The sequence below is a fragment of the Paraburkholderia xenovorans LB400 genome (genome assembly GCF_000013645.1).
In the GTDB taxonomy this organism is placed as follows: Bacteria; Pseudomonadota; Gammaproteobacteria; order Burkholderiales; family Burkholderiaceae; genus Paraburkholderia; species Paraburkholderia xenovorans.
Window position 1 is genome coordinate 88,049 of the sequence record NC_007953.1, and the last position, 25,887, is coordinate 113,935.

Genomic DNA, 25,887 nt, shown 5'->3' on the forward strand with positions numbered 1-25,887 from the left:
AGTGTCCGCAGGGGAAACGACCGACATGCGAGGTCTGCGCACCGGAGCCGGTAGCTTCGCCCTGATACTCGCGCTTGCGGCGAGTCCCGTGCATGCCGGCCCGGCGGCCCCCCTCAATTACTTTCTCCACGCCGCCGGTCCGGCGGCCGCGCCGACCCAGCGGCTGGGCTGGGTGCTGAGCGCCATCGCGATACTCGTGACGCTCATCATTGCCGGGTTGCTGGTCGGCGCGATCGTCCGCCGGCGCCCAGCGCCGCCGACGCGGCCATTCAACGCCGAAGCTGGCGGCATGCACTGGATTTACATCGGCACGGGCGTGTCTTCGATTGTCTTGCTGGCGATACTCGTCTACGTCCTCATCACGCTCGAATCGGTTGCTTCGCCGGCCGCGCATCCGCAACTGACCCTCACCGTCACCGCCTACGACTGGTGGTGGAAAGTCGACTATGCGGACGACCCCGACCCGCTCCGCAATTTCAGCACGGCAAACGAGATTCACATTCCCGTCGGCCAGCCGGTAAAAATCCTGCTGAAAAGCGCGGACGTGGTTCACGCGTTCTGGGTGCCGCAACTGGCCGGAAAGACCCAAACGATTCCCGGACAAACCAACGAGCAGTGGATTCAGGCCGACCAGCCCGGCATTTTTCGCGGGCAATGCTCGCAATTTTGCGGCGCGCAGCACGCGCATATGGCCTTCGAAGTGGTTGCGCAGAGCCCGGCGGACTTCGCTGCGTGGCGCGCCGCGCAGGGGCGCACGGCGGGTGGCTCCGCGGGCGATGCCGCGGTCGCGGCGGGGCGGCATCTGTTCGCCGAGCGCTGCGCGGGCTGCCACACGATTCGCGGCAGCGACGCCGCTGGTCTGCAAGCGCCGGATCTGACGCATCTGCTGTCGCGCCGCACGCTCGCCGCCGGCGCGCTGACCAATACGCCGGAGCATCTGCTCGACTGGATCGAACACGCGCAGCGCATCAAACCGGAAGCGTTGATGCCGGATATCCCCCTGACAACCGGCGACGCCGCCGCGCTGTCAGCCTATCTGGCGACGCTGCATTGAAACCCCGCCGAGAACACGGAGCGCCCTCCATGGCCGAACATGCCGCTACCGCTGCGACGCCAGGCACGCCGCCGCGCGCCGCGCGAGACGCGCTGCCCGATGCGTCGCCGCTCGTTCGCACGCCGCGGCGCGGCCGCGTCGAAGCCGGCAGCGCCGAAGAAAAGCGTTTGCGCGAGATCTGGGAAGCGCCGCCGGGCTGGCGAGGCTGGCTCTCCACGGTCGATCACAAAACCATCGGCTTGCGCTATCTGGTTACCGCCTTCGTTTTCCTGCTGATGGGCGGCGTCGAAGCGCTGATCATGCGTATCCAACTCGCGCGCCCCAACGCAACCGTGCTTACGCCCGAGCAATACGACCAGCTGTTCACGATGCACGGCGTGACGATGATCTTTCTTTACGCACTGCCGGTGCTGTCGGGCTTTTCGAACTATCTTTGGCCGCTTGTGCTGGGTGCGCGCGACATGGCGTTCCCGCGTCTTAACGCGCTGTCGTACTGGGTCTTTCTGTTCGCGGGCATCTTCCTGTATGCGAGCTTTCCGGCGGGGCAGGCGCCGGATGCGGGCTGGTTCAATTACGCGCCGCTTTCCGGGCTCGAATACAACACCGGCCCGAACATCGATGTGTACGCGCTCGGCATGGTGCTGCTCGGCATTTCGACGACGGTCGGCTCGATGAACTTCGTCGTGACGCTGTTGCGCATGCGGGCGCCCGGCATGTCGCTCGACCGCATACCGGTTCTGGTGTGGGGCACGCTCACGGCGTCAGGCGGCAATCTGCTGGCGGTGCCCTCGGTAAGCCTCGCATTCTTTTTACTGTGGATGGACCGGCGCATCGGCACGCATTTCTTCGACGTGTTGAACAGCGGCCGCCCGCTGCTATGGCAACACCTGTTCTGGATCTTCGCGCATCCGTGGGTCTATGCGGTCGTGCTGCCGGCCATGGGCATCGTCTCCGACGCGTTGCCGGTATTTTGCCGGCGTCCGCTGGTGGGCTACGGGCCGGTCGCACTCTCCACCGTGGCGACGATGGTGATCGGTTTCGTCGTGTGGATTCACCACATGTTCGCGACCGGCATTCCGGCACTCGCGCTATCGTTCTTCGGCGCGGCGAGCATGGTGATCGCGATTCCGAGCGCGGTCGCGACGTTCGCGTGGATCGCGACCATCTGGACGGGCCGGCCGGTATTTCGCGTGCCGTTCCTGTTTTTCGCGGGATTCGTGCTGCTGTTCGTGGTGGGAGGCGTGTCCGGCGTGCTGACGGCGGCCGTTCCGTTCGACTGGCAACTCACCGATACTTACTTCGTGGTCGCGCACCTGCATTACGTGCTGCTCGGCATCAACGTGTTCCCCGTGATGGGTGGCATCTACTTCTGGTTTCCCAAATTCACGGGCCGGATGATGAGCGAGCGGCTTGGCAAGCTCGGCTTCTGGGTGCTGTTCATCGGCTTTAACGTCGCGTTCTTTCCGATGCATATCGCGGGACTGCTCGGCATGCCGCGCCGCATCTATACGTATCCTGCCGATATGGGCTGGAATACCGTGAATCTCGTCACCTCCCTCGGTTCCTTCCTGTTCGCGGCGGGCGTGCTGATCTTTCTGATCGATCTGCTGGTGAGCCTGAAACACGGCAAGCCCGCCGGGGACAATCCATGGGACGCGCCCACGCTCGAATGGTCGGTCAGCTCACCGCCGCCACCGTACAACTTCGCGGTCGTGCCGTCGCTGGCGAGCCGGCATCCGTTATGGGAGGGCCGCATTGACGAGCCCGATACCGCCTTTCACGCGCGCTCGCAACTCGACGAAGGCTATCTGCTCGCGCAGGGCCGCGAAGCGCTCGGCACGAGCGCGCTCGAAGCGCGCCCCGATGTGATCCTGAAGATGCCCGCCGATTCGTATGCGCCGTTCTGGCTGGCGGTGTTCGCCAGCCTCGTGTTCGCGGGTCTCGCGCTGAGCGCGTGGATTTTTGCGGGGGCGATGCTGGCTGGCTGCGCGGTATCGATCATCGTCTGGTTGTGGCCGGAACGCGCGCTGATCCAGCGCGAGCCCGCCACCGTACACGACGCGGGGGGCTGAGATGAGCGACGCCATCGATCTGAACCAGCCATCGGACGGCTCCACTGAACCCATGCTTGCCTTACCCGTGGGGAGCGCCGGCGAGCGCTCGGGCGGCTGGTGGGGCTGCCTCACGCTGATCGCCACCGAAGGCGCGCTGTTCGGCTATCTGATCTTTTCGTATCTGTATCTGGCCTCGCAAAGCCCGCAGCATTGGCCGCCTGAAGGGTTGCCGAAACTCGGCCTTGGCATTGCGAACACGATCATTCTGCTGTCGAGCAGCGGGTTCGTCTGGCTGTGCGAGCGCTGTGTGCGGCGCGGGCGCTTGCGGTGGGCCGTGGCGTCGATGGCGGTGGGCATCGTGCTCGGCTGCCTGTTCGTGGGCATCCAGCTGCTCGAATGGCGCGATCATCCGTATGGCTTGACCACCCATCTTTACGGCTCGCTGTACTTCACCATTACCGGGTTTCACATGGCGCACGTTGTGGTAGGCATCGTCGTGCTGCTGCTTCTGCTGCTATGGACCGCGCTGGGTTATTTCGACGCAAAACGTTGCGCCGCGTTGACGATCGGCGGCCTGTACTGGCATTTTGTCGACGTGGTGTGGCTGTTCATTTTCAGCACGCTGTATTTGACGCCTTACCTATTCCAGGGGTGGTCATGGCAGAGAGCGTGACATCGCCCGAAGCGCCGCATTCACCGCTGCGGTATGCGCTCGCCGGCCTGCTGCTCGCACCGCTTGCCTGGCTTGTACAGATGGTGATCGCCGAGACCCTGGCCGCCCAGAGCTGTTATCCGTTCGACGTGCCGCTGTCCGCACCGGCCATGCCGTGGATGCGTCCGGCGCTCGTCGGGGTCAGCGCGCTGTGTCTGGCGGCGGGCGCGAGCGGCGCCGTGATCGCGTGGCGCAATCTGCGCCGGATCGCGCGAATGGAGAAGAGCGCGTCCGGCAACGCGCGTCCTACGCGAACAGAACTCGCGGGCTTCCTGAGCCGGATCGCCGCGATGTGTAGCGCGCTATTCCTGTTCGCGCTGATTGCGACCGACGTCGCTTTGGCAATCGTCTCGCCATGCCGGTGGTGGTGACCATGCGCACATTCCGCGATTTCGTCATGCATCGATGGGCCAGCGTGGGTCGGCGAATGCCGCGTTACGCGGGCCCCGGCTTGCTGGTCGCGTTGGCGTTGGCGCTGGCCGGCGCGCGGGTTTTTGCGGCGAATCCGGTCAACGCGTCGGCTGACAACGGCAACGTGGCGAACAGTGCTCCCGCTGGCGCGGACGCCGCAGAGATCGCTCGCGGCGCCTATCTAGCCAAAGCCGCCGACTGCGCCGGCTGCCATACGGCGGCGCCGCGCGTGACGCGGCCCGGCGCCGCGCCCATGCTGTCGCCTCCGTTCGCCGGTGGCCTCGGGATGACCTCGCCGTTCGGCACCATCTATTCGTCGAACATCACGCCCGACCCGCAGGCCGGTATCGGCCGCTATAGCTACGACGATTTCGCGCGCGCATTGCGCGACGGCGTCGCGCCGGGCGGCAAGCGGCTCTATCCGGCGATGCCGTACCCATCGTTCGCCAGAATCACCGACGACGACATGCACGCGCTTTACGCGTACTTCATGCACGGCGTGCAGCCGGTTGCTACGCCCGCGCCCGAGACCAGGCTGCCGTTCCCGTTTAACCAGCGCTGGGTGCTGATGTTCTGGGACTGGGCCTTTGCGCCTCGCGGCGTGTTCAAACCGGAAGCGGGGCGCGACGCGCAATGGAATCGCGGCGCGTACCTCGTGCAATCGCTCGGACACTGTGGCGCATGCCATACACCTCGGGGTCCCGCCTACGAGGAGCGCGGCTACAGCGAGTCGAGCGCGGCCTATCTGACGGGCGGCACCAACGACCACTGGTTCGCGCCTAACCTGACCGGCGACCGTGGAGCGGGGCTCGGCCGCAGTTCCGCCGCCGACCTCGCCGCTTTCCTCAGGCGCGGCCACGGCGGCGGACTGATCACGTTCGGCAGCATGGTGCAGGTCGTCGAAGACAGCACGCAATATCTGAACGACGCCGACCTCGCCGCGATCGCCGTCTATCTGAAGAGTCTGCCGCCGCGCGCGGAAAGCGGGCGGTTCGACGGGCGTTCGCGCGCCGCGCAGCAGACTGCGCAGGCGCTGAAAACCGGCGATGTCGAGCGGCCCGGCGCGGGCATTTATGCGAGCTACTGCGCGCGTTGTCATCAGATGGACGGCGCGGGCGTGCCGCAAAAATATCCGCGCCTGGCGGGCAATCCGGCGGTGCTGTCGAGTTCGACCACCTCGCTCGTGCGTCTGCTGGTGGAAGGGGGCGGCAGCCCGCATACCCAGGATGGGCCCGAGTCCCGCAAGATGCCGTCTTTCGCCGCGCGATTGAATGACCGCGAAATGGCCCATGTGCTGACTTTCATTCGCAATACCTGGGGCAATGCGGCGGCGCCTGTTACTGCGAAAGATGTGTCGGGCGTACGCGCGGCATTGCACAAGTAGGCGGCGAACGCGCTTGCCCGGGCGGCGACCTTCGCGCTCGCTCATCTGCTCCCTGTCGGCCGCTCTCCTTTGCGGGAAAACGTGCTCGCTTGCCCGTGCGCCGCAGGTTCAGCCGTGCCTCCGGCAATGCATGCCGCCAGCGCGGCAGTGAACCGCAGACGCGGTGCCGCGGCCACCCGAACGGTGACGACGGAAACTCAGACCGTTTGCGCGGCGACGATTCTCACCGGAATCGCCTTCGCGGCGGGCACCTTGCTTTCCTTCGCGTGGTGCGACAGCGGAATCAGCGGATTGCATTCGGGGTAGTAGCCGGCCACACAGCCGGCGGGCAGGTCGAACTCCATGATGCGAAAGCCGTCGACCCGGCGCGGGATGCCGTCCGGCGAGACCGCCTCCAGCGACACCTCGGCGTCAGCCTCGAGGCCATGCCGCTCGATGTCGCGCCGGTTCATCAGTAGCACCATCCGCGTGCCCCGGACGCCGCGAAACCGGTCGTCCAATGTATAGATCGTCGTATTGAACTGACTGTCGCTGCGCAGCGTGAAGAGGCGCAAGTCGTCAGGCTGGCGTTCGGGCATGTCGGGATCTTCGTTGAGCGTTTGCGGCACCATGAACTCAGCCTTGCCGCTTTTCGTCTCCCACTTGCGCTCGCGTGCGGGCAGCGGACGATGAAAACCGCCCGGTGTCCACATCCGCGCGTTGAAGTCGTGGAAGATTTCCGGATAAGTCTCGGCGATGGCGTCGCGAACCAGCGCGTAGTCGTTGCTCCACGCGTCCCAGTCCACCGACGTCGAATCGAGCGCCGCCTTCGCTATCCCGGCGACGATCGCCGGCTCGGACAACAGCTGGTCGCTTGCCGGCTGCGCGACGCCGTGCGAGCCATGCATGCAGCCGGTGCTGTCTTCCATTGCGACCGCCTGCGCGTTGCCCATGCGTTCGTCGATTTCGATACGGCTCAGGCAAGGCAGCAGATAAGACACTTCGCCATGCACGAGGTGGCTGCGATTGAGTTTGGTCGCGATGCTGACAGTCAGACGCAGCTTGCGCCACGCGGGCTCGATCGCATAGCGATCGGGCACGGAGCGCACGAGGTTGCCGCCTAGCTGGAAGACGGCGCGCACCTTGCCGTCGATCACGCCTTTGCATGCGTCGACGGTCGCCATGCCTTCCTTGCGGGGCGGCGTGAAGTGGTACTGCTCGGCGAGCTTGTCGAGCGGCGCCAGTTCCGGCTTCTCCGTCACGCCGACCGTACGCTGTCCTTGCACGTTCGAATGTCCGCGAATCGGCGACGGCCCCGCCCCAGGCTTGCCGATATTGCCGCGCAGGAGCAGCAGATTGACGATCATGCGGACGTTCTGCACGCCCATCCGGTGCTGGGTGAGACCCATCCCATAGTGGATGATCACAGCCTTGGCGCGCATGTATTCGTCGGCGGCCGCCGTGAGCGCGGCGCGCGTCAGCCCGCAGATGCGCTCGAGCTCGTCCCAGCGGGCATTTCTTACATAGCGCGCGAAATCGTCAAAGCCGCTCGTATGTTCCGCGATGAACCCGGCGTCGACGATCCGTGCCGCGCCTGTGGCTTGCGCGCGGTCGTCCGCTTCGATCACGGCCTTGCAGATGCCGACTATCGCCGCCGAATCGCCACCTGCTTTGAGCTGATGGTATTGCGTGCTGATCTGCGTCGCGCCGGGCTTGAGCATTTGCGTGGGAGACTGCGGATTCACGAAGCTCACGAGGCCCGGCTCGCGGATCGGATTGAACGTGATGATCGGCACGCCGCGCTCTCTCGCTTCCTGCAGATCGTGCAGCATGCGCGGGCTGTTCGTGCCGACGTTCTGGCCGAAGAAGAACATCAGGTCGGTATGCTTGAAGTCCTCCAGCGTGATCGTGCCAACCCCGACACCAATCGCCTGCTTGAGCCCGACACTCGTGCTTTCGTGACACATGTTCGAGCTGTCCGGGAGGTTGTTCGTGCCGTACATGCGTGCAAAAAGCTGGTACATATACGCAGTTTCAAGCGATGCGCGGCCGGACGTGTAGAACACCGCTTCGTCGGGCTTGATCGCGCGCAGCTCGCGGCCGATCTCTGCGAACGCGTGTTCCCATGTGACCTCGACATATTTGTCGAGTGCCGCGTCCCACCGCATCGGCGCGCAGAGGCGGCCCGCGTCTTCCAGCGCCTGATCGTGCCATTGCTCCAGTTCAGCCAGCGTGTGCTGCTGAAAGAATTCGGGATTCACGCGGCGCGACGTGAGGTCCCAGGCGGTCGCTTTGGCGCCGCTCTCGCAGAACTCGAAGGTATGCGGATGGGCGGGCTTCGCCCACGAACAGCTGACGCACATGAAGCCGTCCGGCTTGTTTTGATGCACGAGCACACGGCTCGTTTCGACCGGCGCTTTTTCCTGGATCAATGCGCTCGCGACCGCCTTTAGCGATCCCCACCCTCCGCTGGCATGCTGATAGGCGTCTGAGTCTTTGTGTGCGGTGCTCATATGTGGCTCCTGAGACGAACTACCAGGCCACGCGCAATCCGCATTCCTTGCAAATTTCTTACTGGCGCCGGGATTTTCCCCTGCCGTCGAACTGAGGGCGGCGAGCGACGCGCGCGCCACGCGGGTTCATGCTTTTCCGCGCCAGGGCACGAGACGCCGTTCGAGCGCGCGCATGCCGAGGTCGAAGGTCCACGCAATCAGCCCGATCAGCACGATGCCCATTACTACGACATCGGTGCGCAGGAAGCTGGATGCATTGAGCACCATCTGCCCAAGCCCGGCCGTTGCCGCGACCATTTCGGCGGCGACCAGCGTGGTCCAGCCGAAGCCGATCGCGATCCGCAGGCCCGTCAGAATTTCGGGTAACGCGGCCGGCAGCACGACGTGCCGGACGACCTGCGCGAAGCTCGCGCCGAGCGAGTACGCGGCGTTGACCTGCTCCGCCGTCGCGCTGCGCACGCCGGCGCGCGCGGCCATCGCGATGGGGGCGAAGCACGCGAGATAGATCACGATCAGCTTCGCGGTTTCATCGATGCCGAACCAGATGACCACCAGCGGCAGATACGCGAGCGGCGGCAAGGGCCGGTAGAACTCGAGCGGCGGATCGAGCAGGCCCCGTGCAATCCGGCTCACGCCCATCAGGATGCCGACCGGAACCGCTGTCACGCTCGCGAGTGCGAACGCGCCGAACACGCGGATGGCGCTCCACATCAAGTGCTGGCAGAGAGGCAGGCCGCCCTGGATGCGTCCATTCCATGCGTCGACGAATGCTGACCATACAGCCTGCGGCGCAGGCAAGAACAGCGGGGGCACCCAGTGAAAGGAGGTTGCGGCCCACCATAACGCCGCAATCGCGACGACAGACGCAACGCTCAGTATTGCTGTCGGACCTTCTCCCGGCAGCCCGCGCCGAGGTTTGCGCCGCCCGGCCGCGCGCCGCCCGGCCGGGGACGACGGCAGTGAATCGATCGAACTCATGACAACGCCACTTCTCGCGCGGTGTGCGGTTCGCCGTGCAGACGCCGCACGAGCCGCTCGCGCCACTGGATGAATTCGGGTGAGGATTTCACCGCGCGGGCATCGCGCGAGGCGAGAAACTGGCGTGCGAAGGGCAGCTCATGGCTCTCGGCGATTCGACCCGGACCGGGTGTCATCAGCACCAGCCGCGTGGCGAGAAACAGCGCTTCTTCCACGCTATGAGTGATGAAGAAAATGGTCTTGCGGGTGCGGCCCCAGACATCGAGCACGAGCTCCTGCATCGTTTCGCGGGTGAGGGCGTCGAGGGCACCCATGGGCTCGTCCATGAGCAGGACCTGGGGATCGCTCGCCAGCGCGCGGGCGATGCCTACACGCTGCTGCATGCCGCCGGAAAGCGCGTACACACGGGCGTCGGCGTGTTGGTCGAGGCCCACGAGCGCCAGTGTTTCACGTGCGATTTCGCGCCGGCGTGCGCGACCGACGCCCTGGAAACGCAGACCGAGTGCGACGTTGTCGATCACGTTGAGCCAGGGCATCAGTGCGTATTTCTGGAAAACCACACCGCGTTCCGCGCCGGGGCCCGCGATCGGTTCTCCATTCAGTCGTGCGCAACCTGCGGTCGGATCGATGAAGCCGGCGAGACAATTGAGCAGTGTCGTCTTGCCGCATCCGGAAGCGCCCAGTGCGACGACGAACTCGCCGCTCTCTATCTGCAGATCGACGCCTTCGAGCGCGGCCGTCGACGCACCTTCATAGGTCACGCCGAGGCCGCGGATCTCGAGTGTGCTCATTTTGCCGCTTGCTGCACGAAGCGGGGATCGACGCCCGCCGAATAGTCAGGCAACACGTTCTGGATCGTGCCCTGCGACTTGAGGAACGCCGCCGTCGCGGCCAGAGACTTCGCGGCGCCGCTTTGCGCTCCGCCGCCAAGCCAGGTCGGCGACGCCTGTTCCGCAAGGGTCGGGAACGCGTAGAGTGCGAGGCTTGCGGGGACGTCGGCGGCATTCGCGCCCGATTCCTGCGCCACGCCCTCGACTTCCTTCGACCCCACCGTCCACGCGGCTTTGTGATCGCGATACTGGGCATCCGTGTCGGCCAGTACCTTGACGAGACCGACGAGAAACGCGCCGTTGTCCTGCGCAAATTTGCGATTCACCGCGAAGCCGTCGAAGGTCGCCTTGCCCGATTCCCGTGCGACTTCACCTGACGTGATCAGCACCTTGCCGTTCTTCTTCACCTTCGCGAGTACCGGGTCCCAGATGTAGGTCGCGTCGATGTCGCCGCGCTCCCACGCCGCCGCGACTTCTGGCGGGCGCAGGTTGAGGATCTTGACCGTCGACGGATCCACCCCGGCATCTTGCAGTGCGACGAGCGCATGGAAATGCGAAGTCGACACGAATGGCAAGCCGATCTTCCGGCCCTTGAGATCGGTCAGCTTCGTCACGCCGGAGCCGTTTCTTGCCACTAGCGCTTCGGCGTCGTTGATGTTGTCGAGAATCCAGAACAGCGAAATGTCCACGCCTTGCGACAGCCCTGCCGCGATGGGGCTTGAGCCGGCCTCGCCGAGCTGGATCGAGCCCGACGCGAGCGCGCGGATCACGTCGGCGCCGCCCGCGAGCTTGCGGTAGGTCACCTTGTAGCCGGTCGCTTTTTCGACTGCACCGCTCACCTGCGCGTAGCGCCATGGAACCACCATGTCCTGGTAGCCGATCACGACTTCGCGTGACTCGGCGTGCACCGCGCCGGCCATCAGGGTGAAGAGGGTGAGGCCGGCAGCGGCGGTTCGCAGCGAGGAGAGTAGTGGTTTCATCGGAGACCCCGTTTTGTGAATCGATATTGTTAGGCGTTCCACTATAAGTAATCCATCAGCCGATGGTTCGAACCATTCCTGCATTGCAAATGACATTGCTTGCGAACGCCGCCACCGTACTTCCAGGTGTATGAACGTATGACAAAAGACGAAGCGCGCACCACCGTCGACACAACTTCCGGTTGATCTCGCCGCTGCCGTGGACTACAAATCTTTATTTGCCAGCATCGCCAGCCTGTACGCAAGCCCAATTCCAGCCACCGTTTCGTGCTTCGCCGTGACGCGTGCATCAGTGCTTGCCACCCCTGCAGGAGCCGCCTTCGCCGGCGGACGACCGGGCCTCGCCGTGAGCCGCCGCCTTTGGGCTGCGGATCTGATTGCATGCCGTAGCGGTCAGTGGGCAGCACCCGTTGGCGTTAGCGAATCTCGCAACGTCCTGCAGCCTGAACCAGATAGACAAGGAGGGTCCCGTCATGGGTATGCGTCCAGATCCCACGTTCCACGCATCGCCGAAACTCGCGATGGATGCGCCAGCAGAGAATTACGCCTACACGTTGCTGCTCAGCCCCGATTTCTCGCAGCCTGACGCGCTTGCCGTCATCGACGTGAAGCCCGGCTCGCCGACCTACAGCAAGGTGGTTCACACGGTTCCAGTGCCGAACAAAGGGGACGAATTCCATCATTTCGGCTGGAACGCCTGCTCGTCGGCGTTATCGCCATTGACCGGCCACGCCTTCCTCGAACGACGCTATCTGATCATTCCGGGGATGCGCTCTTCGCGCATTTACATCGTGGACACCAAGCCTCATCCGACCCAGGCGCGGCTTCACAAGATCATCGAGCCCGAGGAAATCTTCCGTAAAACAGGCTACTCCCGTCCGCACACGGTTCATTGCGGGCCCGAAGGGATCTACGTCAGCACGCTAGGTGGCGGCGGAAAAGAGGGCACCGACGGGCCCCCGGGCATTTTCATCATGGACTGCGAGACGTTCGAGGTTCTCGGCCGGTGGGAGATAGACCGCGGTCCGCAGGAAAAACACTACGATTTCTGGTGGAACCTGCCACGTGATTACATGGTGTCGAGCGAGTGGGCCTTGCCGCCGCAGTTCGAGAACGGGATCGTCGCCGAGGATCTTCTGTCGAACCGGTACGGGCACCACATCCACTTCTGGGATCTGCGGGCGAGGCGCAACGTGCAGAGCATCGACCTCGGCGCGAACCACCAGATGGCACTCGAAGTGCGGCCCGCGCACGATCCCAGCCGCGAGTACGGGTTCATCGGCGTGGTGGTCGATACGACGAACCTGGAAGGGTCGATCTGGACCTGGTGGCGCGAAGGCGGACAGTTCCATATCGAGAAGACGGCGACCATTCCGCCCGAGCCCGCCGCTGCGGAACTACTGCCACCGCTGCTTCAGGGGTTCGGCGCGGTGCCGCCGCTCGTCACGGACATCGATCTGTCCATCGACGACAAATTCCTCTACGTCGCCTGCTGGGGAACCGGCGAGATGCGTCAGTACGACGTGACGGATCCGCGCAAGCCGAAGCTTGCAGGCTCGGTTCACATCGGCGGGATCGCGCGGCGCACGCCGCATCCGAACGGTGAGACTTTTGCGGGCGGCCCGCAGATGGTTGAGATCAGCCGCGATGGCAAGCGGGTCTATTGGACCAACTCCCTGTATTCGAGCTGGGACAACCAGTTCTATCCGAACGGCGTGCCCGCGGCGCAGGTCATGGCACGCGCCGAACCCGGCGGCGGCCTCACGCTGGCCGATGATTACTGGGTGGCCTTTCCCGATGGCTACCGGGCTCACCAGATCAGGCTGGAAGGAGGCGATTGCTCGACCGATTCGTTTTGCTACCCGTCGGTGGGCATTTGACCGGCGGCGGCTGGTCGCAGACCGGCCTTTGGCTGGCGGTCCTCGCAAGCGGTCTTTATCACGGCGTCAACCCGGCGATGGGATGGCCGCTCGCCGTTTCCAGCGGTTTGATGCAAAGACGCGTGCGGGCGCTGGTGGTCGCGCTTTTCTACCTCGCGGCGGGGCACGTGCTGGCAATGTTCGTCGTGATGTTGCCTTTTGCGATGCTGGCGATCCTGCTGGCGTGGCAGCGTGAGATCCAGCTCGGAGCAAGTGTGCTGGTGGCCGGCTTCGGGGCCTTTCTGCTGATCTGCCGGCGCCATCCGCGTGTACTCGCGCGGATCCCGCCGGGACGGCTTGCGCTCTGGTCTTTCGCTGTGGCCATTGCGCATGGCGCGGGGCTGATGCTCGTACCGGTTTATCTCGGGCTTTGCCGCGCCTACCGTATGGATCGGGCGCATCAGGCAGCGCAATCGCTGATCGACGCCGATCTTCGGATGGCGCTGTTCGTCTCCGCTGCCCACGCCACCGCGATGATAGCGGCCGGCGGACTATTGGCCTGGCTGGTCTACCGTTACCTGGGGCTGAAGTTCGTGTCACGGAGCTGGTTCAATCTGGACGCGATCTGGGCATCGAGCCTGATCCTGGTCGGCATGCTCTCGCTGGCAGTGAATGCCGCCGCGCCAGTCGGATGACGGAAATAGTAGTTGCGCTGCGCTTCACGGGACAGTGCGCGTAGTTGGTGTGGCGCTGCTCGCTGCCGCGTCAGCGCACTCAGCGACGTTTAACGACGTTCAGCGTCAATGGCAAAAAGAAATTCCTGGTTTTGACGGCGTTGCGGGCGGGCCGTCGCTACCTCCGATCGGCGCAAGCCATCGATACGGACCGCGATAACCCTTACTTCGCCGCAAGCGACGATTTGGCGCTGAGCAACACCCACCGGCCGTGATCGACCACCAGGTTCACACTTCTCACGCCGATCACGCGCCGCGTGGCCGGATCGAAGGTCGCCCGACCGAACACCACGCTGGGGACGTCGCGAAGCCTGGGCAGCGCATCGCGCACGCCGCGCCGGTCGAGGCCGCCCGCCCGCAACGCATAGGCGGCGATGATCGCCGCGTCGTACGCGAATGCATTGAACGCGTCCGGCTGCTGATGATATTTAGCCTCGAAGGTGCGAACGAAGTGCTGGACTTCGGGGCGCGGATCGTCCGGAAAAAAGCTCGTGTTGGTCGTCACGCCGTTGACCGCATCGCCGCCGAGTTCCATGAACTTCGGTGAATAGACGGAACTGGCTGCCACGATCGGGGTGTGCAAGCCGCTGCCCCGTGCCTGACGCACGATCTGCGCGCCGTCCGAGTAGTACGAGATCAGCACGAGGGCATCGGGATTCGCGTCGCGCAGGCGCAAAAGCGTGGCGCGAAAATCCTTGTCGGTGGGCTGGTAGCCCTCGCTCGCCACCACCTGGATGCCGCGCGAGGCAGCGGCCTTGACGAACACGTCCTTGCTCGCGCGGCCCCAGTCGGTGTTTTGATAGAGCACGGCGACGCGTTTGAAGCCCTGTTTCGCGGCCAGTTCAGCGAGCAGGGGCTGCGCGTCCGCCTGACTGACCGACGGGCTCCAGATGAAGTCGCCGCCCTTGGTGAAGTCCGGATGCGAGTTGGTAAAACCGAGTTGCACGAGCCCGGCGCGCTGATAGATCGGGGATGCCGCCATCGATGCCGGGCTGGAGAAGTCGCCCAGTTCGATCAGGATGCGCGGGTCGCCCACGAATTTCTGCGCGATCGTCACAGCCTGGCGCGGATCGCTTTGACTGTCCTCGAAAACATACTGCAGCGGCCGGCCGTGGATGCCGCCGTCGCGGTTGATCTGATCCAGGGCGAGATCGAAGCCCGCTTTCCACTGCGCGCCGTATTGTGCGTTGGGGCCGCTCAACGGACCGCTGACACCGAACAGCACAGGCTCGCCGCTGGCTGGCGCGGCGGCTGGCGCAATGCTCGCGATGCCGCCGAGCGCGAGTGCGACGGCCGTGCCCAGCAGCTTGCGGCGCAGGAATGAAGGACGCTGGCGAGACGGGACGGACATGGCGATAACCCTCGTGGAATGTCGGCTCAAAGTCTCCGGCGCGGGCGCGGCGTCGGCAACGAATGGATTCGCATATTGATATCTGCGCGTTCGTGGTCTGCGCCGGGAGCGTTCCGTTATTGCGGGAACACGGGCTCGCCCAGCGTCAGCATGAGCCGGTTGGCCCACGCGAAAATCGCAATTGCCTGGCTCAAATCGAGGATTTCGGCCGGCGTGAGACCCACGACGCGCAGCGCGTCGAGCGATCTGCGGTCGACCGCCTCGGGGTGCAAGGTCAGATCGATCGCATAGCGGACGATCGCGCGCTCCCGCTCGTTGGTGCCGGCGGTGGCGGGGTCCGCGAAGACCTGTTCGATGACGTCGCTGCGGCGCGTCAGCTGGGTGAAGCGCTGCGCGTGCACCGACGCGCAATAAACGCAGCCGTTGACGCGCGACACGACCGTGCTGGCAAGCTCGCGCTCCGCTCGTGACAGCCCGCCCGGCGCATACATGATGCTGTTGAATGCGCCCGAACGCTGGGCCAGGACTTCCGGCTCGTGCACGAGCAGCAGGTAGTAGTCCGACGTGCTGGCTTTCGGATGGCTCGCTTCGAGCACGGCAGTCTGTTCGGGCGACGCTTTATCGAGCGCGACCGTGTCGAGCCATGCCGTCCATTCGAGGGTGGCGGCGGTGAAGCCATGCGTCCTGTTCATGCGGGTTGCTCCAATGCCTGCAATGCTTGCAGCGCTGCCACGACGCGCACCTGATACGACACGAAGGCAATCAGTTGAGCCAGCGCGACGATGGCCCGCGTGGTGAGTCCGGCTGATTGCAGCGCGGCCAGCTCGGGCTTGCCGGTCGTGGCGGGCCGTGTGATCAGCGCGTGCGTGTGCGCGAGGATCGCGGCCAGTCGCGGACCGCCGACGGCTTCGATCGCGTCGGCGGCGGCGGGCAGGCCCTGCGTGGCGACCGCATCGAGCGCCGCGGCGCTCAGCGATGGAGCGCTGCTCGCGGCCAGCAAACGCTCGCGGTAAGACTGCGCGGCGGTGTGGGACGGCGTGAGCCATGCCGCGTACCACGCCGCATAAAGACGGTCGGGCAGCGTCAAACCGGCGAGCTCCGGTGCGAACAGCGCGTCGTGACTGCCCTGTGTATAGCGTGTGGCATCGGCTCGCGCGGCGCGCAGCGCGGCGACGCTGCCGTCGGCACTCAGGCCGGCCAGTTGCGACACCACATCATTGACGACGGCGGAACCGGGCGAAAACGTATCGGTGGACATGATCGGGACAGGTGATGGCTCAGGGTGGGATCAGAGAGACGTCCGGGCGGCGTCAGGGCCCGGCATCGGTTGCAATGGCATCGGCGTCGGTCCATTCGTCGCCGGCGAGTTCGGCGGTGTCGAACGCGAGCAGCGCCGCGTAGTGCCGCTCGCGGTCGGCGTCGAACAGCATCGCCGCGATGGCGCGCGCGAGCCGCTGTGCGCCGTCGCTGATCGCGGGAATGTCACCGGCAAGCTTGCCGTGTGTCAGGCTTGCCGAGTGATTAAAGCAATGAATCCGCGAAAGCGCGGCGCAGGTGTGCCGCTCGCGTGGCTGGAATGCGAAGTTGCGATCGAGGTCCGGCGAGGACGCCAGTTCCTCGTTCGGCAGATCCTCGGGATGCGTGTAACGGTCGCGCCAGCGCCGCACGTGCGGTGCGATCGCGGCGAACTCCTCGCGGGTATCGAGTTCCGAGTGAAAGCCCGTCGCGAAGATCAGGAAGTCCACCTCGTAGCGGCCCTTCGGCGTCTGGACCTGCAACGCATCGGCGTTGGCCGCGATGCCGTTCAGCGGGCTGCCGAGATGAAAGCGCGCCTGCTCATAGCGCGAGACGCGCAACACGCTGTCGCGCGGCGGCGGTGTTTGCGATTGCGCGGCGTAGTGCAGAAAGCGCCATTTCCATTCGTCAGGCAGATGCACAAAACCATGCACGAGTCCCGGACTGCCGATGCCGGTCAGCTTGTTGATTCGCGGCAATTCGGTGCGCCGCACGAACAGGTCGACGCTTGCGGCACCGGCTTCCAGCGCGCTAGCCGCATTGTCGAACGCGGACGCGCTCGCGCCGACCACGCCGACACGACGCCCGCGCAGCGACGCGAAATCGATGTCCTCCGACGAATGAGCGTAGCGATGCTTCGGCAAATCACGCGCCACCTCCGGAACGAACGGACCACCGAGGCCCTCGCGGCCTGTGGCGAGCACCACGTGGCGAGCCAGAACGCACTCGTTTCCGCCATGCAGGCCGGCCACGTCGAGTTCGATCAAGCCGTCGTCGCGTGGTTGAAGGCTGACGATTCTTGCATGATTGCGGACCGGCAGCTCAAGCACGCGCCGATACCAGCGCAGATAGTCCATCCACAGCGTACGGGGAATCTTGTAGAGGGCGTCCCATTGCTCGCGGCCGAATTGCGCCTCGTACCACGCGCGGAAAGTCAGCGCGGGCAGACGCAGGGCCGGGCCGGTCAGTTGCTTGGGCGAGCGCAAGGTCTGCATGCGGGCGTAGGTGATCCACGGTCCTTCGCGACCCTCGGGCGCCTGGTCGAAGACCTGCTGATTGTCGATGCCCAGCAGGCGCAATTCGGCGCTCGCGGTCAGTCCCGCCATGCCGCCGCCGATGATCGCGACGTCGAGCACGCGCCGCGCATCGACATGCCGTGCGGGCACCCACGCGGGCGCGGGAAGTTCGAGCCATGCGAGATCTTCGCGCAGACGTGCTTCGAGCGCGGCCAGACCGCCGGGTGCGGCGGCGGCCGCGAGTGTCGCGCCGGTCCGCTCAGCATGGGAAGTCATGCCGGCACTCCTTTGGTGTGAGTTCGAGAAGGGTTGGCGCGGCGTGTCATCAGCGCGTCGTGCTGTGCCGCGGCGTGCCGGACGGCATCAGGCAACAGATCGACGCAAACGTGCCCCAGTGCTTCGATCAGACGGCTTGCGCCGCTGGAGAGGGGCTTGCCGGGCAGCGTAACGACGCCGAACAGAAATGGAATGTGTGCATCGATCCGCCGCACCACAGTGCCGGCGATGCGCGTGCCGAAAGCGGTGGCGGGGTCGACGAGCGCTACGCCGAGTCTGGCGTGCGCCGCCATTACCGCATTCAACGATGCATTGGTTTCGAGCGCGATAACCGGTTGCAGCCCCGCGTCGGCAAACGCCGCGTCGATGCGGCGTCGCAGCCGGTAGCGATTGGCGACGGTCACGACCGGATGCGCCGCGATATCCTGCAAGGCCAGAACGCCGGGGCCCGCTAGCGGGTGATCGGCATGCAGCACGGCCACGCAGGGCGCTTCGACGATGTAATGGAGATCGAGCGTGGCGTGATCGAGCGGCAGCGTGGCCACTCCCACCTCGACGGTTCGGGCGAGCAATGCCTGCACGATATGTTCGGCGGACGCGCTGCGCAGTTGCACGTCGAGCGGCGCTTCATGCTGGGCGAGCGCCGCGATTGTTCGCGGCACCAGCGCGGCGGCGAGCGCCGGCGTGGCCGCAACGCGTAGCGGCGCGGGCGCGTCGAGCCCGATCGCGCGCGCGCTGGCGCGAATTGCATCGAGCCCGATCAGCGAGCGTTCCACTTCCTCATAGAGCAGAAAGGCGCGCTGTGTCGGCGTGACGCGCGGACCCTTCCGATCGAACAGCGCATAGCCGATTTCCTGTTCGAGCTCCTGAATCATGCGCGTGACGCCGGGCTGCGAGCGGCCCACGAGCCGGCCGGCGCCCGTCATGCTGCCCGCCGACATCACTGCCGAAAACGCCTCGAGATGATGCAACTCCATCCGCTATTCCGTTCGTCCCGTTCATGTCTGCGGTGAATTGTAGAGGCCGATGAATGCGGAATTCTTATAATAAATTCGCCTATGCAAATCAGCTCCGGCTCAATGGCCGATGCCGCGGTCGCCGGATTCAAGCCTGCGGGACGGCCCGTGCCGGTCGATAAAAGCCCTATGAAACAAGGTATTTAGCTCATGCACGGCGAGGCCGGGAGCATTGCGGCAAGCCGCCCATCCGGGCAATGCGTATAAGCTTTTCTGAACCGATGGAATAAGTTTCCACGCTTATCTTCGTTGGCCCGTTTCTTTGCCACATGGTTTCATCGTTGAACTCAATTTCAAGGTGTGAGACTGGCATGTCGATGGTGTTGAACAGAACGGAAATTCGCGCCCGCGCATGGCGCGGCGCGCTTCGCGCATTGGCGCTCGCCGCCGTCGGCGCGCTCGCGCAGATCAATCTGGCGCATGCGGCGGGCACGTCGTCAGATCCTTATTGGGTGGGCGTCACCGGTCCCCTGAGCGGACAGGACGCGCAATACGGCGAACAGTGGAAGCGCGGTTTCGATCTTGCACTGGAGCAGATCAACGGTAGCGGCGGCATCGACGGTCACCCCTTGAATTACGATTTCGAAGACAGCCGCAGCGATCCGCGCCAGGCCGTGCAGATCGCCCAGAAATTCGTCGACGACAAGCGGATTCTGCTCGAACTCGGGGACCTGTCGAGCGGCGCGTCGATGGCTGCCTCGCCGGTCTATCAACGCGGCGGGCTCGTGCAGTTCGGCTTCACCAACTCGCATCCGGACTTCACGAAGGGCGGCGACTATATGTGGAGCACCGCGATCAGCCAGGCGGAAGAGCAGCCGATGCTGGCGCACTACGCGACGACCGGTCTCGGCTTCAAAAAGATCGCCGTGCTTTATCTGAACACCGACTGGGGCCGCACCAGCAAGGATATCTTCGCGAAGGCCGCGACGTCGGACGGCGCTCAGGTCGTCGCGGCGGAAGGCTACCAGCCGAACGAGAAGGACTTTCGTGCAACGCTCACGCGCATTCGCAGCGCGAATCCGGATTCGATCGTGCTGATTTCGTACTACTCGGACGGCGCCCAGATCGTCCGGCAGGCGCGTGCCGCCGGTGTGCGCGAGCCGATCGCCGCGGTCGGTTCGGTGTATTCGCCGAAATTCCTGGAACTGGGCGGTGCCGCCGTGAACGGCGTCTATACGGAATCGAATTTCTTCCCGGGCGATCCGCGCCCCGAAGTGCAGAGCTTCGTCACGCGCTATCGCGCGAAATACGGCGGCGATCCGGACACTTTTGCGGCGCGCGCCTACGACGCGATGATTCTTGCCGGCGAAGTGATCCGCCGCTACGGCGCGAACCGCAGCGCGGTGCGCGACGGCTTCGCGAAGATCGACAACGTGCCGAGCGTGATTTTCGGCAAGTTCAAATTCGATCCGCAAACGCGGCGCGTCGCGGGCGCGAAGAATCGCGAACTCGTCGTGAAGGACGGCAAGTTCGCGCTGTGGAACGGCGCGCAGGCGACGCGCGCGCAATGACGGAATTCGCGTACAGCGCCGCTGTTTGGTACAGGATTGAACGGCTATGAGCGCCTGGTTCGACTACACGATCAACGGCTTGATCGTCGGCAATATCTATGCGCTGCTGGCGGTGGGACTCGCTCTCATTTTCGGCGTGTCGCATCTGATCAACTTCGCGCATGGTTCGGTGTACATGGTCGGCGGCTTTATCGGCTGGCTATGCCTGACCCGGCTCGGCTTGCCGCTGCCGGTCGCGTTGCTCGCGACGGTGGCAGGCTGTGCGTTGCTCGGCATGCTGATCGAACGGATCGGCTTGCGGCCGCTGCAAGGGGCGGCGCGCATCGCGCCGTTGCTGGCGACGATCGGCATCAGCTTCGTGCTCGATCAACTCGCGCAAATCGTTTTCGGGCCGGACCCGCGTCCGGTGCCGAGCACGTTGCCGGAGTGGTCGTTCACGATTGGCGGCGCGACGCTCGGCTCGCTCGATCTGCTGATCGCGGCGACCGGCATCGGCGCGGCGGCTGTGCTGTATGTGTTTCTGCGCTTCACGCGGCTCGGCTGGGCGGTGCGCGCCACCGCGCAGGACCGCGATGCCGCGCTGCAGATGGGCGTCAACGTGCACGCGGTGAACCGCGCGGTATTCGCCATTGCCTGCGGGCTGGGCGGTCTGAGCGGTCTGCTGGTCGGCATGTACTACAACAGCATCGATCCCGCGATGGGTTTCCAGGCGACGCTCAAGGGCGTGGTCGCCTTGCTGATCGGCGGTCTCGGCAACGTGCCGGGCGCAATCGCCGGCAGCCTGCTGCTGGGGCTCGTCGAGAGCTACGGGGTGGCGCTGTTCGGCACGAGCTACCGTGACCTGTTCGCGTTCGTACTGCTGTTGCTGTTTCTCGTGTGGCGGCCAAACGGACTGTTCAGTGCGAACCGGCGCCTGCCGCCCGAACCGCTGACGGGCACCTTCCTGTCGTACGGTCGTGCGCTGCGTGTGCCGCGTGGCGTGTTGATCGCTGCTGTCGTGAGCGCGTTCGCGTTGCCGCTGATCGCGCCGTCGCCGTATCTGCTGCAAACCCTGACGAACGGCTGGATCTACGGACTGCTCGCGTTGAGCCTGACGCTGGTGGCAGGCACCGTGGGACAGATTTCGCTGGGACATGCCGCGTTGCTGCTGATCGGCGCGTACGGGTCGGCATTGCTGTCGGTGAATCTCGGCTGGTCTCCGGCTGTGACGATTCCGCTTGCCGGCGCGATCACTGCGTTGATCGGCACGCTGCTGGTCTATCCGTCGTTCCGCCTGCGCGGCCACTACGTATCGATCGCGACGCTCGGCATTGGCGAGATCGTCGGCCTCGTCGTGCTGAACTGGGACAGCCTCACGCGCGGTCCGGTGGGCATCACCGGCATTCCACCGCTTGCGCTGTTCGGCTGGCAGGTCACGAGCGCGCGCGCGGTCTACTGGTTCGCGCTCGCCGTGCTCGTCGTTCTTGCCTTGCTGCAGGTGCGGCTGTTGCGCTCGCACCTCGGGCGCACATGGCGCGCGATTCGCGAGGACGACGTCGCCGCGCGCGCCTACGGCGTGCGGCCGAATCGCTACAAGGCGATCGCCTTCGCCTGCGGCGGTTTCGCGGCCGGGATCGGCGGTGGTATTGCAGCGCATCTGTATAGCTACATCAACTATCAGACCTTCGATTCGCAAGTGTCGATTCTCGCGTTGACGATGGTGATCCTCGGCGGCCTGGGGAGTGTAGCCGGCGCGGTGGTGGGCGCGGTGGCGCTCATCAGCCTGCCGGAACTGTTCCGCTTCGCGGCCGACTACCGGATGCTGATCTACGGCGTCGTGCTGCTCCTGCTGGTGCGCTTCCGGCCGCAGGGTCTGTTCGGCACGGCGTGAGGAGAACATCATGAACCCTGCATCGGTAAGCGGCCGGGACATCCTGTTCGACGTGCGGCGCGTGACGCGCCGCTTCGACGGCCTGACCGCGGTGGATGGCGTGAGCCTGTCAGTGGCGCGCGGCGAATGCGTGAGCGTGATCGGCCCGAACGGCGCGGGCAAGTCGACGCTGTTCAATCTGCTGACCGGCATGGATGTGCCGGACGAAGGCGAGATTCGCCTCGACGGTGAGGACGTGACCGGTACTTCGCCGGAACGCCTCGCCGCGCGCGGCGTAGCGCGCACGTTTCAGCACGGCCGCGTGTTCGGCAACCTGAGCGTGCTCGATAACGTGTTGATCGGCGCGCATTCCCGGCTTGCGCTGGCGCGTCCAGGCTGGCCCGTGCTCGGCGCGTTCTCGGAAGTGGTCCGCGCGCTGGTTCGGCCGTCCGCGCTTCGGCGCGAGGAAGCAGCCTTGCGTGCCGACGCCGAAGCGATCATCGCGCGATTCGGCACGCGTCTCACGCCGCGCATCGAGCAACCGGCGCATAGCCTCTCGTATGCGAACCGCCGGCGCGTCGAGATTGCGCGTGCGCTGGCGCTGCGGCCGCGCATGTTGCTGCTCGACGAACCCACCGCGGGAATGAACGAATCGGAGACCGCGGAAATGCTCGAGCTGATTCTCGACCTCAAGCGCGATGGACTGACGATTCTGCTGATCGAACATAAACTCGATCTGGTGATGCGCCTGTCCGACCGCGTGATCGTTCTCGACGACGGCAGGAAGATCGCAGCGGGTTTGCCTGACGCCGTGCGCAACGACCCGGCGGTCATCGACGCCTATCTCGGCCATCGTCATGTGGGCGCGCAAGCCGGACCGGCCGCACAAGCGGTCGCGGCGCGCAGCGACTCCACGGTGACAGGCGCGCAACACGCATGACCGCACATGATCCGCTGACGCGCGCTCAAACGAATTCCGCCACCATGACCGCACCGCTTCTCCAACTCGATAACATCGATACGTTCTACGGCCAGATCCAGGTGCATTTCGGCGTAAGCCTGGAAGTGCCGCGCGGCGAGATTGTCAGCCTGCTTGGCGGCAATGCAAGCGGCAAGTCGACTGCCATGAAGATCATTCTTGGCTTGCACCGGCCGCGCTCGGGCACGATCAGGTTCGACGGCCGGGCGATCAACGGTCTGCTCACACCGCAGATTGTCCGGCTCGGCATTGCATCCGTACCGGAAGCACGCCGCCTGTTCGGCGACATGACGGTGCGCGAGAACCTGTTGATGGGCGCGTTCACGCGCCGCGATCGCGAGGGCATCGCGCAAGATTACGAACGGATGCTGGCACTGTTTCCGCGCGTGAAGGAGCGGCTCGCGCAGCGTGCCGGCACCTTGTCGGGCGGTGAACAGCAGATGCTGGCGATGGCGCGTGCGTTGATGAGCCGGCCCGCGCTCGTCTGCATGGACGAGCCGACGATGGGTCTGTCGCCGCTCTACGTCGACAAGGTGCTTGACCTGATCCGCACCGTCAACCAGCAGGGCGTGACGTTCTTCATGGTCGAACAGAATGCGAGCCTGGCATTGCAGATCGCGCATCGCGGCTATGTGTTGCAAACGGGGCGCGTCGTGTTGTCCGGCGAGGCCGGCGCGTTGCTCGGCGACCAGCGGATTCGCGATGCGTATCTGGGCGGCGCGCTGGCTGCGGAGACGGCCTCCTGACGCAAACGGGGGGCGGTTTTATTCGCCGCATGTTTCTGAGTCGTCCGGATCCGTTGGCGCGCTGCTGTTTCGATGATTGGCGCGATAGCCATGAAGCCTGCTGGCGCGCACTTGCAGGCGCTAGCGCTGCTCATAGCCACAGCGTCGATAGATGAGACGTGCCGCATAATCCAGCAAAAACCCCAACGCGCCGATTACCAGAATCACGGCCGTCAGTTCCGAATACGCGAGCCGGTCGCGGGTGTCGAGAATCAGGTAGCCGAGTCCCGAACTGACGCCGAGCATTTCCGCCGGCACCAGCACGATCCACAGAATGCCGATCGCCAGCCGCACGCCAGTCAGCACATGCGCGGCGAGACCGGGCACGAAGATGTGCCACAGCATCTCGCCGCGAGTGGCGGCGAGGCTCTCGGCGAGTTGCAGCCAGCGCCGGTCTATCTGCGTGACGCCCGCCGCCGTGCTCATCACGAGCGGCCACACGGCCGCAAATGCGAGCAGAAAGTAGACCGCGCGATCGCCCACACCGAGCGACATGACGGCGATCGGCATCCACGATAGCGGCGAAATCATTCGCAGGAATTGCAGGGTCGGCGAGAGCGCGGTGTCGAACGCCTTGATGCGGCCGATCAGAAAGCCGAGCGGCACGCCGATCAGCAGCGCCCACGCGAGCCCGATCGCGATGCGCCGCAAGCTCGTCGCGATGTGCACGAGCAGGCGGTCCTCGGTGACAAGCGAGGGCAGCGCCGCGAGCGCGCGGCCTGGCGAGAACTGCGCGGCCAGACTGTCCGGGCGGGCGATCAGGTGGATGGCCAGCCACCAGATCGCGACGATGCCCGCCAGTCCCGTCAATCCGAGCAGCGTGCGGGCCAGCCAGCCGGAGACGATGCGCGGGCCGCCCGCTGCCGCGTTGCTGTCACGAGGCGTGGCGGCCGGGCGACCGGTTACGCTAGACAAGAATCGTCTCCGTTCGCGTGAAACTCTCGGCGAGGCCGAACGCCTTCATGCCGCCAGCGGACTCGATGCTCTTCTTCACGAAACGGTCGTCGACCAGATCGCGCGCCACGAAGGCGGGATCGAGTTGATGCAGGAACTGTGCATTCCCTTCGACCTGCGTCGCCTTCAGCCGCCTGACGAGTTCTTCCGTATAGGCTGGGTACGGATACGGCTGAAAATCGATCCGCTTCGCATGCCAGTCCGCATGCGTGATCGCGCGATCGGCCAGATAGCGGCCCTCGTCGCCGGGCGGCGGCGCTAGCACGTTCGTCAATACGTTGGCGGAATGGGGCGTGTAGTGGTTCCGGCCGCTCTTCGACAACAACTGAGCGGCTTCCTGCGGATGCGCGCGGGTCCAGACCTGGGCCTTGACCACCGCGTCGACGACCTTCTGCGACCACGCGGCCCGTTCGGTCAGATCGCGCTCATGCATGAACACGACGCAGCAGGCGTGATTCTTCCAGACGTCGCCGGTAAAGCGCAGCACCTTGCCGACTTTCAACTCCTCGGCCGCCGCGTTGAACGGTTCGGCGACGATGAACCCGGCGATCTGCCTCGAAGCGAGCGCGGGCGGCATGTCCGACGGCGACATCACGATCAGCCGCACTTCGTTCGCCTTGAGCTCGCCGTCCTTCTCCAGCACCGGCACGAGCCCCTGCGCACGTAACATGTGCTGCACCACGACGTTGTGAATCGAATACCAGAACGGCACGGCCACGGTTTTGCCGCCGAGCTCGCCGAGCTTGCCGATGTCCGGCGCAACCGTGAGCGCGGAGCCGTTCACATGATTCCACGCGACTACTTTCGCGGGTGCCTGGCTGCCGTAGCGTGCCCAGATCGTCATGGGCGCGAGCAGATGCACCACATTGACCTGACCCGACAGGAACGCTTCGACGAGCTGCGCCCAACTGCGCAGCAGGGTCGGTTTTTCGACGGCGAGCCCCGACGCGTCGAAATAGCCGTTGTTGTGTGCAACCAGCAAAGGTGCCGCGTCCGTGATCGGCAGATAGCCGATACGTACGGGCGCGTCAGGGTTCTCGGCGGCGCGCGCGTTCAATGCGGCGAGTAGCGGCGCGGCACCGGCTACGGTGAACATCGAGGCGAGTTTGAGCCACTCGCGGCGGGACATCGGAAGCTGACACATGCG

The 25,887-nt window shown here is 65.1% G+C and carries 22 protein-coding genes; 11 read left to right on the forward strand and 11 right to left on the reverse strand.

Going from position 1 to position 25,887, the window contains the following annotated elements; all coding sequences use genetic code 11:
* Nucleotides 1–25 precede the first annotated feature (25 nt).
* From coxB to BXE_RS37160, 5 genes are read left to right on the forward strand one after another with little or no spacing between them, the layout of a single operon-like run.
* Complete coding sequence (coxB, locus tag BXE_RS37140; RefSeq protein WP_011493265.1) at nucleotides 26–1,054, forward strand: cytochrome c oxidase subunit II; 1,029 nt, start codon at nucleotides 26–28, stop codon at nucleotides 1,052–1,054.
* Nucleotides 1,055–1,083: 29 nt separating this feature from the next.
* Complete coding sequence (ctaD, locus tag BXE_RS37145) at nucleotides 1,084–3,126, forward strand: cytochrome c oxidase subunit I (protein WP_011493266.1); 2,043 nt, start codon at nucleotides 1,084–1,086, stop codon at nucleotides 3,124–3,126.
* Between the two features lies 1 nt (nucleotide 3,127).
* Entirely contained in the window at nucleotides 3,128–3,781 is a 654-nt protein-coding gene (locus tag BXE_RS37150) for a cytochrome c oxidase subunit 3 (protein ID WP_011493267.1), read from the forward strand.
* A complete protein-coding gene (locus tag BXE_RS37155) occupies nucleotides 3,766–4,191 on the forward strand; it encodes a hypothetical protein (RefSeq protein ID WP_011493268.1) in 426 nt (141 codons plus the stop codon). The genes BXE_RS37150 and BXE_RS37155 overlap by 16 nt, the downstream gene beginning before the upstream one ends.
* A gap of 2 nt (nucleotides 4,192–4,193) precedes the next feature.
* Nucleotides 4,194–5,615 carry a c-type cytochrome gene (locus tag BXE_RS37160; protein ID WP_011493269.1) on the forward strand — a complete coding sequence of 474 codons (1,422 nt, stop codon included), beginning with the start codon at nucleotides 4,194–4,196 and terminating at the stop codon, nucleotides 5,613–5,615.
* Between the two features lie 197 nt (nucleotides 5,616–5,812).
* Here the strand turns inward: BXE_RS37160 and BXE_RS37165 are convergent, their stop codons facing one another.
* The 4 genes from BXE_RS37165 to tauA form a co-directional block, all read right to left on the reverse strand.
* The gene (locus BXE_RS37165) at nucleotides 5,813–8,107 is read right to left on the reverse strand and encodes an FdhF/YdeP family oxidoreductase (RefSeq protein ID WP_011493270.1); all 2,295 of its coding nucleotides are present in this window, start codon (nucleotides 8,105–8,107) and stop codon (nucleotides 5,813–5,815) included.
* Between the two features lie 126 nt (nucleotides 8,108–8,233).
* Entirely contained in the window at nucleotides 8,234–9,085 is an 852-nt protein-coding gene (locus tag BXE_RS37170) for an ABC transporter permease subunit (protein WP_011493271.1), read from the reverse strand.
* Nucleotides 9,082–9,876 carry a taurine ABC transporter ATP-binding protein gene (locus BXE_RS37175; RefSeq protein ID WP_011493272.1) on the reverse strand — a complete coding sequence of 265 codons (795 nt, stop codon included), beginning with the start codon at nucleotides 9,874–9,876 and terminating at the stop codon, nucleotides 9,082–9,084. Before BXE_RS37175 ends, BXE_RS37170 begins: the two co-directional genes overlap by 4 nt.
* Nucleotides 9,873–10,895 (reverse strand): taurine ABC transporter substrate-binding protein, encoded by a 1,023-nt coding sequence (tauA, locus tag BXE_RS37180; protein ID WP_011493273.1) that lies wholly within the window; start codon nucleotides 10,893–10,895, stop codon nucleotides 9,873–9,875. Before tauA ends, BXE_RS37175 begins: the two co-directional genes overlap by 4 nt.
* Before the next feature lie 473 nt (nucleotides 10,896–11,368).
* Here tauA and BXE_RS37185 point away from each other — a divergent pair, with 473 nt between their 5' ends.
* Together BXE_RS37185 and BXE_RS37190 are read left to right on the forward strand one after the other, a co-directional pair.
* Nucleotides 11,369–12,775 carry a selenium-binding protein SBP56-related protein gene (locus BXE_RS37185; RefSeq protein ID WP_011493274.1) on the forward strand — a complete coding sequence of 469 codons (1,407 nt, stop codon included), beginning with the start codon at nucleotides 11,369–11,371 and terminating at the stop codon, nucleotides 12,773–12,775.
* Nucleotides 12,772–13,449 (forward strand): hypothetical protein, encoded by a 678-nt coding sequence (locus BXE_RS37190; RefSeq protein ID WP_011493275.1) that lies wholly within the window; start codon nucleotides 12,772–12,774, stop codon nucleotides 13,447–13,449. Before BXE_RS37185 ends, BXE_RS37190 begins: the two co-directional genes overlap by 4 nt.
* Before the next feature lie 202 nt (nucleotides 13,450–13,651).
* Here BXE_RS37190 and BXE_RS37195 read toward each other — a convergent pair whose 3' ends face one another.
* The 5 genes from BXE_RS37195 to BXE_RS37215 form a co-directional block, all read right to left on the reverse strand.
* A complete protein-coding gene (locus tag BXE_RS37195) occupies nucleotides 13,652–14,839 on the reverse strand; it encodes an ABC transporter substrate-binding protein (RefSeq protein WP_011493276.1) in 1,188 nt (395 codons plus the stop codon).
* A 116-nt stretch (nucleotides 14,840–14,955) separates the two neighbouring features.
* The gene (locus tag BXE_RS37200) at nucleotides 14,956–15,531 is read right to left on the reverse strand and encodes a peroxidase-related enzyme (RefSeq protein ID WP_011493277.1); all 576 of its coding nucleotides are present in this window, start codon (nucleotides 15,529–15,531) and stop codon (nucleotides 14,956–14,958) included.
* Nucleotides 15,528–16,097, reverse strand: coding sequence for a CMD domain protein (locus tag BXE_RS37205; protein WP_011493278.1), 570 nt, complete (start codon nucleotides 16,095–16,097; stop codon nucleotides 15,528–15,530). The genes BXE_RS37200 and BXE_RS37205 overlap by 4 nt, the downstream gene beginning before the upstream one ends.
* Before the next feature lie 52 nt (nucleotides 16,098–16,149).
* Complete coding sequence (locus BXE_RS37210) at nucleotides 16,150–17,646, reverse strand: NAD(P)-binding domain-containing protein (protein ID WP_011493279.1); 1,497 nt, start codon at nucleotides 17,644–17,646, stop codon at nucleotides 16,150–16,152.
* A complete protein-coding gene (locus BXE_RS37215; protein ID WP_011493280.1) occupies nucleotides 17,643–18,623 on the reverse strand; it encodes a LysR family transcriptional regulator in 981 nt (326 codons plus the stop codon). Before BXE_RS37215 ends, BXE_RS37210 begins: the two co-directional genes overlap by 4 nt.
* 350 nt (nucleotides 18,624–18,973) lie before the next feature.
* On the opposite strand from BXE_RS37215, the gene BXE_RS37220 reads away from it, so the two are divergent.
* From BXE_RS37220 to BXE_RS37235, 4 genes are read left to right on the forward strand one after another with little or no spacing between them, the layout of a single operon-like run.
* Entirely contained in the window at nucleotides 18,974–20,173 is a 1,200-nt protein-coding gene (locus BXE_RS37220; RefSeq protein ID WP_011493281.1) for an ABC transporter substrate-binding protein, read from the forward strand.
* 46 nt (nucleotides 20,174–20,219) lie between these two features.
* Nucleotides 20,220–22,043, forward strand: a complete 1,824-nt coding sequence (locus BXE_RS37225) for an ABC transporter permease (RefSeq protein WP_011493282.1) — start codon at nucleotides 20,220–20,222, stop codon at nucleotides 22,041–22,043.
* 10 nt (nucleotides 22,044–22,053) lie between these two features.
* Nucleotides 22,054–22,962, forward strand: a complete 909-nt coding sequence (locus BXE_RS37230; protein WP_011493283.1) for an ABC transporter ATP-binding protein — start codon at nucleotides 22,054–22,056, stop codon at nucleotides 22,960–22,962.
* A 44-nt stretch (nucleotides 22,963–23,006) separates the two neighbouring features.
* Nucleotides 23,007–23,747 carry an ABC transporter ATP-binding protein gene (locus tag BXE_RS37235; protein ID WP_040123790.1) on the forward strand — a complete coding sequence of 247 codons (741 nt, stop codon included), beginning with the start codon at nucleotides 23,007–23,009 and terminating at the stop codon, nucleotides 23,745–23,747.
* A 120-nt stretch (nucleotides 23,748–23,867) separates the two neighbouring features.
* Here BXE_RS37235 and BXE_RS37240 read toward each other — a convergent pair whose 3' ends face one another.
* A complete protein-coding gene (locus BXE_RS37240; RefSeq protein ID WP_011493285.1) occupies nucleotides 23,868–24,701 on the reverse strand; it encodes an ABC transporter permease in 834 nt (277 codons plus the stop codon).
* A complete protein-coding gene (locus tag BXE_RS37245) occupies nucleotides 24,694–25,884 on the reverse strand; it encodes an ABC transporter substrate-binding protein (RefSeq protein ID WP_011493286.1) in 1,191 nt (396 codons plus the stop codon). Before BXE_RS37245 ends, BXE_RS37240 begins: the two co-directional genes overlap by 8 nt.
* Between the last annotated feature and the right edge of the window lie 3 nt (nucleotides 25,885–25,887).

Coding starts and splice junctions, on each gene's coding strand:
- BXE_RS37230 (WP_011493283.1), top strand. CDS start 22,054: ATGAACCCTGCATCGGTAAGCGGCCGGGACATCCTGTTCGACGTGCGG.
- BXE_RS37245 (WP_011493286.1), bottom strand. CDS start 25,884: ATGTGTCAGCTTCCGATGTCCCGCCGCGAGTGGCTCAAACTCGCCTCG.
- BXE_RS37150 (WP_011493267.1), top strand. CDS start 3,128: ATGAGCGACGCCATCGATCTGAACCAGCCATCGGACGGCTCCACTGAA.
- BXE_RS37220 (WP_011493281.1), top strand. CDS start 18,974: ATGTCGATGGTGTTGAACAGAACGGAAATTCGCGCCCGCGCATGGCGC.
- BXE_RS37160 (WP_011493269.1), top strand. CDS start 4,194: ATGCGCACATTCCGCGATTTCGTCATGCATCGATGGGCCAGCGTGGGT.
- BXE_RS37175 (WP_011493272.1), bottom strand. CDS start 9,876: ATGAGCACACTCGAGATCCGCGGCCTCGGCGTGACCTATGAAGGTGCG.
- BXE_RS37215 (WP_011493280.1), bottom strand. CDS start 18,623: ATGGAGTTGCATCATCTCGAGGCGTTTTCGGCAGTGATGTCGGCGGGC.
- BXE_RS37205 (WP_011493278.1), bottom strand. CDS start 16,097: ATGTCCACCGATACGTTTTCGCCCGGTTCCGCCGTCGTCAATGATGTG.
- BXE_RS37185 (WP_011493274.1), top strand. CDS start 11,369: ATGGGTATGCGTCCAGATCCCACGTTCCACGCATCGCCGAAACTCGCG.
- BXE_RS37170 (WP_011493271.1), bottom strand. CDS start 9,085: ATGAGTTCGATCGATTCACTGCCGTCGTCCCCGGCCGGGCGGCGCGCG.
- BXE_RS37165 (WP_011493270.1), bottom strand. CDS start 8,107: ATGAGCACCGCACACAAAGACTCAGACGCCTATCAGCATGCCAGCGGA.
- BXE_RS37195 (WP_011493276.1), bottom strand. CDS start 14,839: ATGTCCGTCCCGTCTCGCCAGCGTCCTTCATTCCTGCGCCGCAAGCTG.
- ctaD (WP_011493266.1), top strand. CDS start 1,084: ATGGCCGAACATGCCGCTACCGCTGCGACGCCAGGCACGCCGCCGCGC.
- BXE_RS37155 (WP_011493268.1), top strand. CDS start 3,766: ATGGCAGAGAGCGTGACATCGCCCGAAGCGCCGCATTCACCGCTGCGG.
- tauA (WP_011493273.1), bottom strand. CDS start 10,895: ATGAAACCACTACTCTCCTCGCTGCGAACCGCCGCTGCCGGCCTCACC.
- BXE_RS37200 (WP_011493277.1), bottom strand. CDS start 15,531: ATGAACAGGACGCATGGCTTCACCGCCGCCACCCTCGAATGGACGGCA.
- coxB (WP_011493265.1), top strand. CDS start 26: ATGCGAGGTCTGCGCACCGGAGCCGGTAGCTTCGCCCTGATACTCGCG.
- BXE_RS37235 (WP_040123790.1), top strand. CDS start 23,007: ATGACCGCACCGCTTCTCCAACTCGATAACATCGATACGTTCTACGGC.
- BXE_RS37225 (WP_011493282.1), top strand. CDS start 20,220: ATGAGCGCCTGGTTCGACTACACGATCAACGGCTTGATCGTCGGCAAT.
- BXE_RS37210 (WP_011493279.1), bottom strand. CDS start 17,646: ATGACTTCCCATGCTGAGCGGACCGGCGCGACACTCGCGGCCGCCGCC.